Origin of the sequence: Rhodococcus sp. NPDC057529 (assembly GCF_042802055.1) — a bacterium.
Classification (GTDB): Bacteria; Actinomycetota; Actinomycetes; order Mycobacteriales; family Mycobacteriaceae; genus Rhodococcus_F.
The window spans coordinates 458,193-470,766 of the sequence record NZ_JBHVEY010000004.1 but is presented as its reverse complement, the minus strand read 5'-3'; the positions used below and the strand labels follow the sequence as shown (position 1 = coordinate 470,766).

General features: G+C 66.7%; 10 protein-coding genes. 6 read left to right on the top strand and 4 right to left on the bottom strand.

All coding sequences use genetic code 11. From position 1 onward, the window contains the following. Positions 1-36: 36 nt before the first annotated feature. Genes ACFU5V_RS10550 through ACFU5V_RS10540 form a run of 3 tightly spaced genes read right to left on the bottom strand, consistent with a single transcriptional unit; the run spans position 37 to position 2,598 of the window. Positions 37-852 carry an SDR family NAD(P)-dependent oxidoreductase gene (locus ACFU5V_RS10550; RefSeq protein WP_378698944.1) on the bottom strand — a complete coding sequence of 272 codons (816 nt, stop codon included), beginning with the start codon at positions 850-852 and terminating at the stop codon, positions 37-39. Between the two features lie 4 nt (positions 853-856). Beyond that, entirely contained in the window at positions 857-1,726 is an 870-nt protein-coding gene (locus tag ACFU5V_RS10545; RefSeq protein WP_378433213.1) for an ABC transporter permease, read from the bottom strand. Between the two features lie 41 nt (positions 1,727-1,767). Then, on the bottom strand, positions 1,768-2,598 hold the full coding sequence (locus tag ACFU5V_RS10540; protein WP_378698942.1) for an SDR family NAD(P)-dependent oxidoreductase: 831 nt from the start codon (positions 2,596-2,598) through the stop codon (positions 1,768-1,770). A gap of 472 nt (positions 2,599-3,070) precedes the next feature. Here ACFU5V_RS10540 and ACFU5V_RS10535 point away from each other — a divergent pair, with 472 nt between their 5' ends. From ACFU5V_RS10535 to ACFU5V_RS10510, 6 genes are all read left to right on the top strand, one after another. Next, positions 3,071-3,817, top strand: a complete 747-nt coding sequence (locus tag ACFU5V_RS10535) for an ABC transporter ATP-binding protein (RefSeq protein ID WP_378433209.1) — start codon at positions 3,071-3,073, stop codon at positions 3,815-3,817. Continuing rightward, positions 3,810-4,616 (top strand): alpha/beta fold hydrolase, encoded by an 807-nt coding sequence (locus ACFU5V_RS10530; protein ID WP_378698940.1) that lies wholly within the window; start codon positions 3,810-3,812, stop codon positions 4,614-4,616. The genes ACFU5V_RS10535 and ACFU5V_RS10530 overlap by 8 nt, the downstream gene beginning before the upstream one ends. Before the next feature lie 49 nt (positions 4,617-4,665). Continuing rightward, complete coding sequence (locus ACFU5V_RS10525) at positions 4,666-6,570, top strand: flavin-containing monooxygenase (protein WP_378698938.1); 1,905 nt, start codon at positions 4,666-4,668, stop codon at positions 6,568-6,570. 47 nt (positions 6,571-6,617) lie between these two features. After that, a complete protein-coding gene (locus tag ACFU5V_RS10520) occupies positions 6,618-7,460 on the top strand; it encodes an alpha/beta fold hydrolase (RefSeq protein ID WP_378698936.1) in 843 nt (280 codons plus the stop codon). Next, positions 7,460-8,194, top strand: coding sequence for an SDR family NAD(P)-dependent oxidoreductase (locus tag ACFU5V_RS10515; RefSeq protein WP_378698934.1), 735 nt, complete (start codon positions 7,460-7,462; stop codon positions 8,192-8,194). The genes ACFU5V_RS10520 and ACFU5V_RS10515 overlap by 1 nt, the downstream gene beginning before the upstream one ends. 167 nt (positions 8,195-8,361) lie before the next feature. Beyond that, the gene (locus tag ACFU5V_RS10510) at positions 8,362-11,652 is read left to right on the top strand and encodes a protein kinase (RefSeq protein ID WP_378698932.1); all 3,291 of its coding nucleotides are present in this window, start codon (positions 8,362-8,364) and stop codon (positions 11,650-11,652) included. Here the strand turns inward: ACFU5V_RS10510 and ACFU5V_RS10505 are convergent. Continuing rightward, on the bottom strand, positions 11,623-12,495 hold the full coding sequence (locus tag ACFU5V_RS10505) for an oxygenase MpaB family protein (RefSeq protein ID WP_378698930.1): 873 nt from the start codon (positions 12,493-12,495) through the stop codon (positions 11,623-11,625). The two genes, ACFU5V_RS10510 and ACFU5V_RS10505, sit on opposite strands and share 30 nt — an antisense overlap. Positions 12,496-12,574 lie beyond the last annotated feature (79 nt).

The window sequence follows — 12,574 nt, the reverse complement described above, 5'->3', positions numbered from 1 at the left end:
TCGACTCGAAAGCCCGAGCGGACCGAACCGTGCCGGTCAGTTCACCAGGTCGTCGAGGCCCGTCGAGTCCCGCGACAGGGAGCCGCCCTCGACGGGAATCGTTGTACCCGTGATGTATCCCGCAGCGGGCGAGAGAAGGAACGCGACGGTGGCGGCGATCTCGAAAGGCTGACCGAGCCTCCCGAGCATGGGCCGCCCGGCCAGGATCCGGGAATCGTTCGGGCTTCGCGGGGTCGCGGCAACGCGTGGCGAGAGGAAGAGGCCGGGGGCGACCACGTTGACGCGAACGCCGCGGGGTCCGTGCTCGGCGGCCAACTCCTTCGACCACACTTCCAGTGCCGCCTTGGCGGGGCCGTAGCCGGGTGCCGTGCGACCTCCGTGAGAGCCCATCACACTCGAGACGTGGACGATCGCGCCGTGGCTTATCAACGGGGACAGCCGGCGCGCAGACAGAAAGGCGTGGGCCAGGTTCACCCGGAAATCCTGATCCCACTCCGCCAGTCCGTAGTCGGCGATCTGCGTGCGATGCATCCGGCCGATGACGTCCACGTAGCCGTTGATCTGTCCGAACTCGGCGATGGCACGGGTCGCCACGAAGTCGATGCCCTCTTCGGTGGTCACGTCCGCGACCACCGACGGCATCCGCAACGAGCCGGCGACGGCGTCGACGTCGTCACCATTGACGTCGACGCACAGAACGCGGCCGCCCAGGGCGACGATCGTCCTGCTGACGTGCTCACCGATCCCGGCGCCTGCGCCGAGGACGACGTAGGAATTGCCGTCCAGCCGGAACAGGCTGTGGTGATCGACCGTCTCGGCGAGAAGTGGCTGATCGGGGTCGTCGATCTTCACCGACTCACCTCGTCCACTTGGTGACCAGCTTCTGCAGGCCGGAGATCGAGACGTCCAGGACCATGGACAGCAAGCCCATGGCGATCAGGATCGCGAAGGTTTCCGCAACCTGGAAATTGTTGGTCACGACGACGAGCCGCTGCCCCAGGCCGGTGTAGGCGCCGACCATTTCCGACACCACGGCGCCGAGCACCGAGTAGACCGCGCCGAGCCTCAGGCCGCCGACGATGGCAGGCAGAGCCGCGGGAATCTCGATCTTGAAGAAGCGCTGGGTCCGCGTCATGCCCAGCGACTTGGTCAGCTGAGCGATGTCGTGGTCGATGCTCTTCATCGCACCCATCGTGCTGGTCATCAGGACGAAGAACACGACGCTGAACGCGACGAGGGCCTTCGGTCCGAAACCCAGGCCGAACCAGAGGATGAAGATCGGTGCCAGCGCGGGACGCGGAAGGCTGTTCATCAAGGTCAGGAAAGGTGAGGCCGCGGTGTGGAGCACCTGGACGCGGGCGAAGACGACGCCTGCGAGGATGCCGGCGATCGCACCGGTCACCAGTCCGACCATTGCCCCGCTGAACGTCGCCGTCACGTCGGTCCAGAAGACGCCGTCGCTCAGCTGGTCGATGAACGCGCGCGCGACGTCGAGTGGGGCGGAGATCATCATCGGGTCGACGATCATGTTTCCGGAGACATACGCCCAGCCGGAGACGAACAGTGCGAGTGCACCGACCCGGAGCGACCAGACGAGAAGCTTCTCGTTGCGTCGGGTGCGACGCCGCTCCACGAGGATCGCGTTGTCGATGTCCGCCGCGTCGTCGTTGTTCGCGACTCCGCCGATCGGTGCGACCGTGCGGGGCGCTTCAGTGATGGATTCCATGCCGGGACCTTCCCTTCGGGTCTTCTGGACGGCTGTGTCGGTCAGGCATCGAGCGGTCCTCGGACGAGCTCGACGTCGGCGGCCGAGGAGGTGTGGGGGCCGCCGGTGACCTGCAGGACGGTTCCCGTGATGAAGCTTGCGGCGTCGGAGCACAGGTACAGGCACGCATCGGCGACTTCTTCCGGCCTTCCGACGCGTCCGAGTGCGAGGTAGCGGCCGAACTTCTGCTCGGCTTCCGGAGAGGCGAAACGGGACGCCGGCGTCAGAGTGGCGCCGGGTTCGACGCAGTTGACCCGGATGCCACGGTCCGCCCATTCCCAGGCCATCGTCTTCGTCAGCGAGGCGAGCCCCGCTTTTGCGGCCGCGTAGGCGCCGCGGAGCGGGTGCGCATGGTTGGCCGATCCGGATCCGACGTTGATGACGTTTCCGCCGCCCTGACGTTCGAAGACCGGCAGGCATGCGCGGGCCGTGTGGAAGGCGCCGCTGAGATTGGTATCGATCGTCGCGTTCCAGGCATTGACCGACAGGTCCTCGAGCCGCGATGCGAAGTTGCCGCCGGCATTGTTGATCAGGACGTCGATCCTCCCGAACCTTTCGAGGGCGGTCCGGACGAGATCTTCGGCGGTCTTCGGCTCGCGGATGTTGCCGGCGACGAGGGCCGCCTTCCGCCCGAGCGCTTCGACGCTCTCCACTCTTGCCTGGAGCGTTTCGGCGTTGCGCCCGTGCAGGATCAGATCTGCTCCCGCTTCCGCGAACTTGTCGGCGAGCGCCGACCCGATGCCTCCGGAAGCGCCCGTCACTATGACGACCTGATCCGTGAAGTCGAAAGTGGTCTGACCGACCTTGTTGATGGTGGCGGCTTCTCTGGTCACCTGACGTCCTCCTCGTGATTCGCACCCTGTGTGGGCAGCTTGTGACGCACTGGGAGCCGTTCCCGGCAAGGTGCGTTCGAGTTAGCGTCGTGCCATTCGAGGCCGTGGACAATGACTGAATCGCTATCAAGGCGATAGCCGCGGACCCGCCCACATTTCCTTGACACCGCCGCCGACGTGTTCAACGATTCATAGGCCGATAGGGTGATATTCACCACAGGGTCATGCAGTCCGGATCCACCGCGGATTTTGTGCCGATTCAGCAGATCGTCCGGCACGGGAGGCAGCGATCGGTCGGCCCCGCACACACACCATCGGATTGACGGTGTCCGATTCATCCCTACGGTCAAACAGTGAGAGTGAGAATCTTGTGACTGGTCCAGCTGAAACTCCGACGAGGCCCACTACCGCCAAGGGGGTCTCGGTCGAGTTCGAGAATGTCCGCCACGCGTTCCTCCACGGCAATCGACCGGTGCGCGTGCTGGACGACTTCAACCTCCGCATCGAGCCGTCCGAGTTCGTCAGCATCGTCGGTCCGTCGGGCTGCGGGAAGACCACGGCGCTCGGCATGGTCGGCAACCTCTTGAAGCCGCGCAGTGGAACCGTTCGCATCGACGGAGCGGAGGTGCGGCCCGGCAGCAATGATGCGGCCTTCCTCTTTGCGCGCGATGCGCTCCTTCCGTGGCGACGGGTCCGCAGCAACGTCGAGCTCGGCATGGAGGTCCGGGGCGTTCCCAAGGCGGAACGACGCGAGCGCGCCGAGGAATGGCTTCGTCGTGTTCGCCTGCACGAGTTCGCCGACTCGGATGTTCTCCACCTGTCGCAGGGCATGCGCCAGCGCGTTGCGATCGCCCGCACCCTGGTCCAGAGCCCCGGCGTCCTTCTGATGGATGAGCCGTTCGCAGCGTTGGACGCCCAGACCCGCGCGATCCAGCAGGAGGAGTTCCTCCGGCTGTGGGAGGCCGAGCGACCGACGGTCATCTTCGTCACCCACGACCTCGAGGAGGCCATCCTGCTCAGCGACCGCGTCATCCTGATGGCCAGCAGGCCGGGCCGCATGGTGGTCGACATGAAGATCGAACTCGAGCGGCCGCGGCATCAGGAGATGCGCAGGTCCTCCGATCTCTTCAAAACCTATTTCCACGATATGTCCGCCCGGCTTCGGGCCGAAGTCGATCTTGCCGAACAGCGGATGATGGAAGAAAACCAGAATGACTGAAACTCTGCAGACTGCGACTACCGCCGATGGCGCCACCATTGCCTATCAGCAATTCGGCCGAGGGCCACGCCTGATCACGTGCCTGCACTCCCTGGCATTGGACGGATCCTGGTATGCGCCTTTGGCCGAGGCCCTCGGAGATGACTACCGTCTGCTCGCGCCGGATTTCCGCGGGCACGGCATGACTGCGCGCGGAGGATCTGCCATCACTCTCGGTCTCGTTGCCGGGGACGTCGCCGCGATGTGGGACGCCGAGAACGTCGAGAGTTCGGTGGTGCTGGGAATCTCTCTGGGAGGCATGGTCGCTCAGGCGGTGTCGGGCAGCTTCCCAAACCGGGTCGACGCGCAGATCCTGATGGCCACCCGGGGCGCCTATGATGAGGAGGCCATTCGCGGAACTTCGGCCCGCGCGGCGGAGGTTCGTGCACCGAGCGGCCTCGAGCAAGCCGAGGAGATGACCATGCATCGCTGGTTCGGCGACGCATCGCGAAACGAGGCAGACCCGTTGGTTCGGAAAGCTCGCGAACAGTTCCGGAACGCCGGCGGCAACACCATCGGCGCCTATTTCGACGCCATGACCGAGGTCGGCACGTTTCACACCGATTCACCGCCCCCGACCCTCGTGGTCGGCGGCGACGACGACCGAAGCACCCCTCGTGCCGTGATCGAACAGCTCGCAGCGTCCATCACGGGTGCTGAACTGCGTTTCGCCAGGGGCGGACACCTCGCCGCCTTCGACAACCCCCGCGAAGTCGCCGCCACGGTGCGACCTTTCCTCGAGGGCCTCGACTGCTGGTAGCCACTCGGCCCACGTGCACACTGGTTCCCCATACTGCTACGGAGACGACATGGATTTCACGCTCGATCGCGCGATGACAGAGGATGAGCTTCGCGCACACCTCGATTCGGCCCTCACGCCCGCGCTCCTGATGTTGACGGCCCACGTCACGGGTGACGCCGGCGTACTGCGTGCGGAATGGAAGCCCACCCGGGCGACGTTGCCTGCCAGTGGACTCGCACCCGAGACCGACGCGGAGATCAGAGCCTTCTGCCTGAAGCGCCTCGCACCGTACCTCTCCTCGCAGCGGGACTGGGCTGCGCTGCCCGACGATTCCCTGCGTGAGTCGATGTGCGCCTGGCTGATGGACGAGAACATCGAGGACGCCCAGGCTCTGGCCGCGGTGGCCTTCACACCCGACGACAGTGATCCTCGCGGGCCGGAGTGGAATCTCGACGAGATCGCGCCCGACAGCGGCCTGAGTGTCGTGGTCATCGGCGCCGGATTCTCCGGTCTCCTCGCCGGACTTCGACTGAAGCAGGCAGGTGTGCCCTTCACGATCCTCGAGAAGAGCACGAATGTCGGTGGCACGTGGTACGAGAACAGCTACCCGGATTGCCGGACCGACGTCCGCAGCCACATCTACACGTATTCGTTCGTTCCACACGACTGGGTCACGCACTTCGGCCGCCAGCAGGCCATCCACGAGTACCTCTACAACTTCGCGGCGAAGAACGGTCTCCTGGAGCACATCTCGTTCGGCACCGAAGTGACCGCGACCCGGTGGGACGAGAGCACCAGCACCTGGACGATCGACACCCGCACGTCCGACGGCGCCGTCGGATCGGCCGAAGCTCAGATCGTCGTCAGCGCTGTGGGACAACTGAACCGGCCGATGATCCCCGCCGTCGACGGCCTCGACACCTTCACCGGCCCGGTCATGCACTCCGCACAATGGGACCACAGCATCGATTTCGCCGGCAAACGCGTCGTCGTGATCGGGACCGGTGCCAGCGCACTGCAATTCGCTCCGGCGGTCGCGAAGGAAGCGGAGCACGTCACGATCTTCCAGAGGAGTGCCCCCTGGTTGCGGTCGACGCCGGTGCTCCGGCAGGAGATCGACCCCGGCGAGCGCTGGCTCCTCACGAATCTGAAGCACTACCGCGCCTACTACCGTTTCTCCATCTTCCTCCCCCGCCTCATCGGCAACCTCCCGGCCGCAACGGTCGATCCGGACTTTCCGCCGACCGAGGTCTCGGTGTCCGCGGCCAACGAGGCCCTTCGTGTCGAGCTGACCGACTACCTCACCGAACAGGCCGGCGACCGACTCGATCTGCTCGAGCAGATCATGCCCGACTACCCGCCCGCCGCGAAGAGAATCATCTGCGACGACGGCACGTGGGTCGCCACCCTCAAGCGGGACAACGTGCGCCTGGTCAGCCAGGCGGTGCAACGGATCGACAAGGACGGTGTCTGGATCGGTGACGAGCACGTCCCCGCCGACATCATCTTGTTCGGAACCGGCTTCAAGGCTTCGGAATTCCTCGTCCCCATGACGGTGACGGGCGTCGGCGGACAGGACCTGCACCAGACCTGGGGTATCGACGCCAGCGCCTACCTCGGCATCACGCTGCCCGGCTACCCCAACTTCTTCTGCATGTACGGCCCGAACACCAACACCGTCATCCACGGCAACCTGGTGTTCTTCCTCGAGTGCCAAGCCGCGTACATCATCAGCGCGGTCCAGATGCTGGCCAAGGGCGGCCACCGTTCGATGGCTCTTCGACCGGACGTGTTCACCGAGTACACCGACGAGGTCACCAAGGAGAGCGCCAAGCGCACCTGGGGCTGGTCGAAGACCCACAGCTGGTATCAGAACGCCGCCGGGCGGTCCACCATCATGTGGCCACTCCCGGCCCGGCAGTACTTCGAGCGCACCAGCGCGGTGCACGACGAGGACTACCACATCCACTGACCCGCACGACGTCATCATCCGCATTTTTCATTTCCCCGGAGGCTACTTTGATCACCGAGACAACGGCAGTTGTCGCCAACCTCGAAACCCGCTACCTGACGGGCGGTCCGGAAGACGGCGTCCCCGTCGTGTTCCTGCACGACGGCGCGTGGGGCGGCAGCGCCGACGTGACGTGGGGGCAGGTCCTGCCCCTGGCCGCGGCGAAGTACCGGGTCATCGCCCCGGACTTTCTCGGTTACGGCGGATCCGCCAAGTCCGTTCGCCTGGATGTCTCACCGTTCGCGTTCCGGATCCGGCACGTCTTCGCCTTGCTCGACCATCTCGGCATCGACGGTCCGGTACACCTGGTCGGAAATTCGTTCGGTGGATCGGTGGGTCTGCGGGCGCTGGCCGACGGTGACTATCGATCCCGGATCGCCTCGGTCACCACACTCAGTGGCACCGGTGGCCCCTGGAAAGCGCCGGACATGGGCAAGCTGCGCGACTTCGACGGTTCGGTTGCCGGAATCGAGGCGTTCGTCGACCTGCTGTGCGACGACTTCTCCGGCAGGGCCGGACAGGTGGACGCCCGATACAGGTGGGCCATCGCGCCCGGTCACTTCGGGTGCATGAGCGCTCCGCATCTGCCGGTACCCGAGGCGTTGCGGAAGGAGCGCCCGACCGACCCCTACCCGGCCACACTTGCCGGCGTTCAGACCCCCGTGCTGCTCCTCGAGTGCTCCGAGGACGTGCTGCTCGAGGCGGGGTGGAGCAAACACCTCCAGGCCGAACTCCAGAATTCCCGCGCGATGGTCCTGCCGTACCGGCACTGCCCGAACATCACCCATCCGAAGGAAACGTGGGCCGTGATCGGCGAGTTCCTCGACAGCTGCACCGGCGGTACGAACTGATGCCGACCCCGGACGGCACTGCCGCGGCCGCATCCACCGTGGGTTCGCTCGTTCTCACCGGCGGATCGTCCGGAATCGGCGCCGGGCTGGCGGGCGATCTGGCAGGCGAGTGGGACATCACCGTCGTCGATCGGGATCTGCCGGACACGCCTGTCCCCGGTGTGACGTACCTCCAGGGCGACATCACCACCGACGATGCGGTCGACACGGTTCGCAAGACCCTGACCGAGAACGGCCGGGCAACGATCGACGGCGTCGTCCACTGCGCGGGTATCGGCGCATTCGGCCCCTTCATGGAGATGCCGAAGTCCGAGTGGGAACGGGTGCTCCTGGTCAACCTGCACGGAACACTCAATTTCGTCCAGGGCGTCGCCGACATGGTCGCAGACGGCGGCAGGATCGTCCTGTTCTCGTCCGGGACGGTCTTCAAGGCCCCGGCGAGCGCAGCGGCGTACGCGGCCTCCAAGGCCGGCGTGATCGGCTTTGCCCGCAGCCTCGCCGCGGAACTCGGGGCCAGGAACATCACGGTCAACGTGATCGCCCCCGGTTTGGTGCTGACCCCACTCTCGACGGCGATCGCCGCAGGTGAAGAGGCCAACATCAACACGCGAGCGATCAAACGACCCGCAACGGTCGAGGACTTCGTCGGCCCGACCCGATTCTTCCTCTCTCCCGGCTCCTCGTTCGTCACCGGGCAGACGCTCGTCGTCGACGGAGGTTCGATCCGCCGTTAGGCGGCGCCGCCCGGATCGCCACCGGTCGCCTACTCGACGGCCGCGTGACCGCATTCCGGATCGTCTCGGTCCCGCGGCCCGGGCGGCGGCGATACTCTGGGAAGTGTCGTCGAGAGGCAGGCGGATGACACCACGGGTTCCGGGGCGGCACAGGGACGGATAGCGCGTTGGCAACCGACGGCGATCCGCTCCGCACACAGCGCGATACCGACACCGCGACGACGGACGAACTCCGCGCGGCCGGGTTCGACGATGCCCGGGAGATCGGGCGTGGGGGCTTCGGCGTGGTGTACCGCTGCACTCAGTCCGCTCTGGAGCGCGCCGTGGCCGTGAAGATTCACAGCGGCGACCTCGACGACGAGAGCCGGGCCAGGTTCCTCCGTGAGCAGCGAGCGATGGGCAGGCTGACCGGGCACCCGAACGTCGTAAGTGTGCTCGAGGTCGGCGTCACGCCGAGCGGGCTTCCGTTCCTGGTGATGCCCTACCATCCGCAGGATTCCCTCGACATGCGGATTCGCCGTCAAGGTCCGCTCACCGTCACCGAGGCGCTGCGGTTGGGCGTGAAGATGGCGGGCGCGCTCGAGACGGCGCACCGGTTCGGGATCGTGCACCGCGACGTCAAGCCGAGCAACATCCTGCTCACCGACTACGACGAGCCGGCGCTGACGGACTTCGGCATCGCGCACATCACCGGCGGCTTCCAGACTGCGACGGGAACCATCACCGGATCGCCCGCGTTCACCGCCCCGGAGGTCCTCGAGGGCGACACCCCGGGTCCGTCCTCCGACGTGTACGGCCTCGGGGCGACTCTGTTCGCCGCACTGACCGGGCACGCGGCGTTCGAGCGCCGGAGCGGCGAACAGGTGGTCGCGCAGTTCCTGCGGATCACCACGCAACCGGCGCCGGACCTCCGGGAGTCGGGTATCGACGCCGACGTGGCCGCCATGCTGGAACGGGCCATGTCGCGAGACGCGCACGAGCGCCCGTCCGCGGCGATGCTGGGTGAAGCGCTGCGGGACATCCAATTTCGCCGTGGTGTCCCGGTCGACGACATGGCGTTGGGCCCGGACCCCGAAGCCAAGCGAGACGCGCAGCGCCCGACGTCGCCCGGACGATCATCCAGCGGAGCCCCCTCGGGAACGCCGGCCGACGGGACTCTGCCGCTGGACTTGACGAGCTTCGTCGGCCGGCGAAAAGAGCTCGCCGAGGCCAAGAAACTGCTCTCGGCGTCACGGCTGGTCACGTTGACCGGAATCGGCGGTGTCGGCAAGACCCGACTGGCACTGCGCGTCGCGACCACCATCCGGCGGGCATTCGACGACGGGGTCCGGATGGTCGAATTGGGCGAATTGCGCGACGGATCGTTGCTGGGAGAAGTCGTGGCGGCCGGGCTGGGATTGCGGCAGCGGTCGCCGAGACCGCTGCAGACCCTCGTGGAGTTCCTGGAGCCGCGCGACATGCTGCTGGTCCTCGACAACTGCGAGCAGGTGGTGGATGCGGCGGCAGACCTGACGGAGACCGTGCTGCGTACCTGCCCGGGCCTGCGGATTCTCGCGACGAGCCGCGAAACCCTGGACGTCGCGGGGGAAGCGGCCCTGCGCGTTCGTCCACTGGCGCTTCCGGATTCGGACAGCGAGCCGTCGCTGAAGAGTCTGCCCGGCTACGACGCGGTGACGCTGTTCGCCGAACGGGCCGCCACGGCGGTGCCCGGCTTCGAGGTCACCGAAGACAATGCCGCGACCGTCGCCCGGATCTGCATCCGGCTGGACGGCCTGCCCCTGGCCATCGAATTGGCGGCGGCGAGGCTGCGTTCGATGTCGCCGGAACAGATCCTGCAGCGGTTGACCAACCGGTACGAGCTGCTGACCCGCGGAAGCCGGAGTGCGCCGACCAGGCAGCAGACGTTGCGGTGGAGCATCGACTGGAGCTACGACCTGTGTGTCCCGGCCGAGCAGCAACTGTGGTCGCGGCTGTCGGTCTTCGCAGGCAGCTTCGAACTGGACGCCGCCGAGGAGGTGTCCATGTACGACGCCGAACCGGCCGGTCTCATCGATCTCGTCGCATCGCTCGTGGACAAGTCGATCCTCATCCGCGAGGGTTCGGGGGCGGTGGTGCGATTCCGGATGCTCGAAACGCTGCGCGAGTACGGCCGGGAGAAGCTCGAACAGGACAGCACCCTCTCGGATCTCCAGCGGCGGCATCACAGCTGGTACCGGCAATTCGCCCTTCAGGCCGAATCCGAATGGATCGGCCCCCGGCAGGTCGCCTGGCTCGCCCGGCTCGAGCGGGAACAACCCAACCTGCGCGAAGCGATGGAGTACGGCCTGTCCACGGCTGCCGACTCGGCCGATGCGGGGCTGGAGATCGCGACCGCACTGTATCCGTTCTGGGTTTCCCGTGGGCTGCTGCGAGAGGGACGCCGCTGGCTCGACCGTGCACTGGCGGTGGAGGGCGAACACGACACCGCACTCCGGGTCAAGGCATTGCATTCGGCCGCCATCCTCGCCAGCCGGCACGAAGACCTCGAGCGGGCAGCCGAACTGATCGACGAAGGGCGGGTGCTCGCCGAGACCCGGGGCAGTGCATTCGATCGCGCACTGATGCGTCAGGCCGACGGAGCGCAGGCCGTGCACGCCGGCAACCCGCAGCACGCCGTGAGCTCGTTCACCGAGGCTCTCCAGGTGTTACGTGGCGAGGGCGACCTTTTCGCACACGTCGCGTCGTTGCATGCGCTCGGATTGGCCCATGAGATCCTCGGGCACGCCGAGGCCGCCACCCGCTGTCTCGACGAGGCGATCCGGATTACCGAATCACACGGTGAATCGGTGTACCTGGGCCGCTCGTCCCTGACCCTCGGGCTGGTGATGTGGCGGGAGGGCGACCGCGATCGTGCGGTGCTGCTTCTGCGGCGGGGACTCGAGCTGGCCCGCGCGGTCGACGATCCGTTCGGAGCCACCTGGTGCCTCGAAATTCTCGCCTGGATCTCGTGCCGCGAGAACGATTTCCACCGCGCCGCCGTCCTGCTGGCAGCGGCAGAGATGCTTCGACGGAGGGTCGGCACGTCCATCGTCCAGATCCCCGACCTGACCGAATCCCACAACGAATGCGAGCTCGTCACGCGGCGCACGCTCGGTGCCCGCGCGTTCGAGACTGCGTCCCGCGAGGGCGAGGCGCTGGGCTTCACCGCCGCCGCGTCGTATGCCCTGGGCGAACCTCTCCCGGCAGCGCCGCGGCGCGGCGATCCGGCGGCGGCGCTGACCAAGCGCGAACGCCAGGTCGCCGACCTGGTCGCGCAGGGTCTGACCAACAAGGCGATCGCCGCCCGCCTCGTGATCTCTCAACGCACCGCGCAGGGTCACGTCGAGCACGTCCTCTCGAAACTCGGATTCTCCTCCCGGGCTCAGATCGCGGCCTGGGTCACGGAACTGTCAGCCGACCCGGGCGGCCCGAGACCCTGATGCCGTTCCGTCGCACGCTCTTCGGGCGATGGGAGTCAGCCGCCACCGCTCGGGCAGGATCCGGAAACCGAACCGCACGGCGCCGCCGAATCGGCGGAGCCTGCGCTCGTCGGCGGCGGACCACTCCCAGCCGAGCTTGTCGCGGGCGACGGGAGGCAGCGTTCCCCGGGCGATCCAGACGAGCAGCCGTCCGAGCGCGGGACCGACGAGACGCCACACCATCTCGGGGATGCGATCGTCGGGACGTGGCATCGACAGTCCACTCAGAAGCCGCGACCTGCGCACCGTCTCGGTCTTCTCCAGGACGGTGCCGACCATCTCGTTCCAGTAGTCCACGAAATCGGCGTACGTCTCGGGCAAGTGGGTGGCCGACACCCCGTAGAGCGCATACCACTGCTTCGACTCCTGATACAGCTGTTCCTTCTCGGCGGTGGTGAGCGGTTCACCGAAGTAGTCGGCGACCACGTACTGGGTGCCGAGGAACGTGGCGTGTGCCCAGAAATACGGCCCCGGGTTCAGCGCGTGGTACCGCCGTCCGTCGTCCGTGGTGCCCTTGATGTCCTTGTGCATGTCGCGGATCGTCCGGGCCTCCGCGCCCGTCGGATCGTAGAGCGCCCGGATGATCGGCCCCGCGGAACGGGCGAGCCGGGCGAGTTCGTTGTCGAAGACGGTCGAATGCTGCACGAGGGCGGCGTCGATGACGGGATGCATCACCTGCAGCGTGCCCGACCACGAGATGAGCAGCGCGGTTCGCCAGTCGCCGAACCGGTGCCACGTCAGCGAATCGGGCCCGAGCGCAGGCGCAGTCGAACGACGGTGGGGCGGAAGCTCAGTGGTGGTCATGGCGATCTCCTGATGCCGCTGGATGTGGAACGCGTTGCACTCAGGATGACTGTTGACATCACCTGATGTCAACAGTCGG

Bases quoted from the DNA above. Each gene is read 5' to 3' on its own strand.
- ACFU5V_RS10530 (WP_378698940.1), top strand. From the start codon at position 3,810: ATGACTGAAACTCTGCAGACTGCGACTACCGCCGATGGCGCCACCATT.
- ACFU5V_RS10515 (WP_378698934.1), top strand. From the start codon at position 7,460: ATGCCGACCCCGGACGGCACTGCCGCGGCCGCATCCACCGTGGGTTCG.
- ACFU5V_RS10525 (WP_378698938.1), top strand. From the start codon at position 4,666: ATGGATTTCACGCTCGATCGCGCGATGACAGAGGATGAGCTTCGCGCA.
- ACFU5V_RS10505 (WP_378698930.1), bottom strand. From the start codon at position 12,495: ATGACCACCACTGAGCTTCCGCCCCACCGTCGTTCGACTGCGCCTGCG.
- ACFU5V_RS10545 (WP_378433213.1), bottom strand. From the start codon at position 1,726: ATGGAATCCATCACTGAAGCGCCCCGCACGGTCGCACCGATCGGCGGA.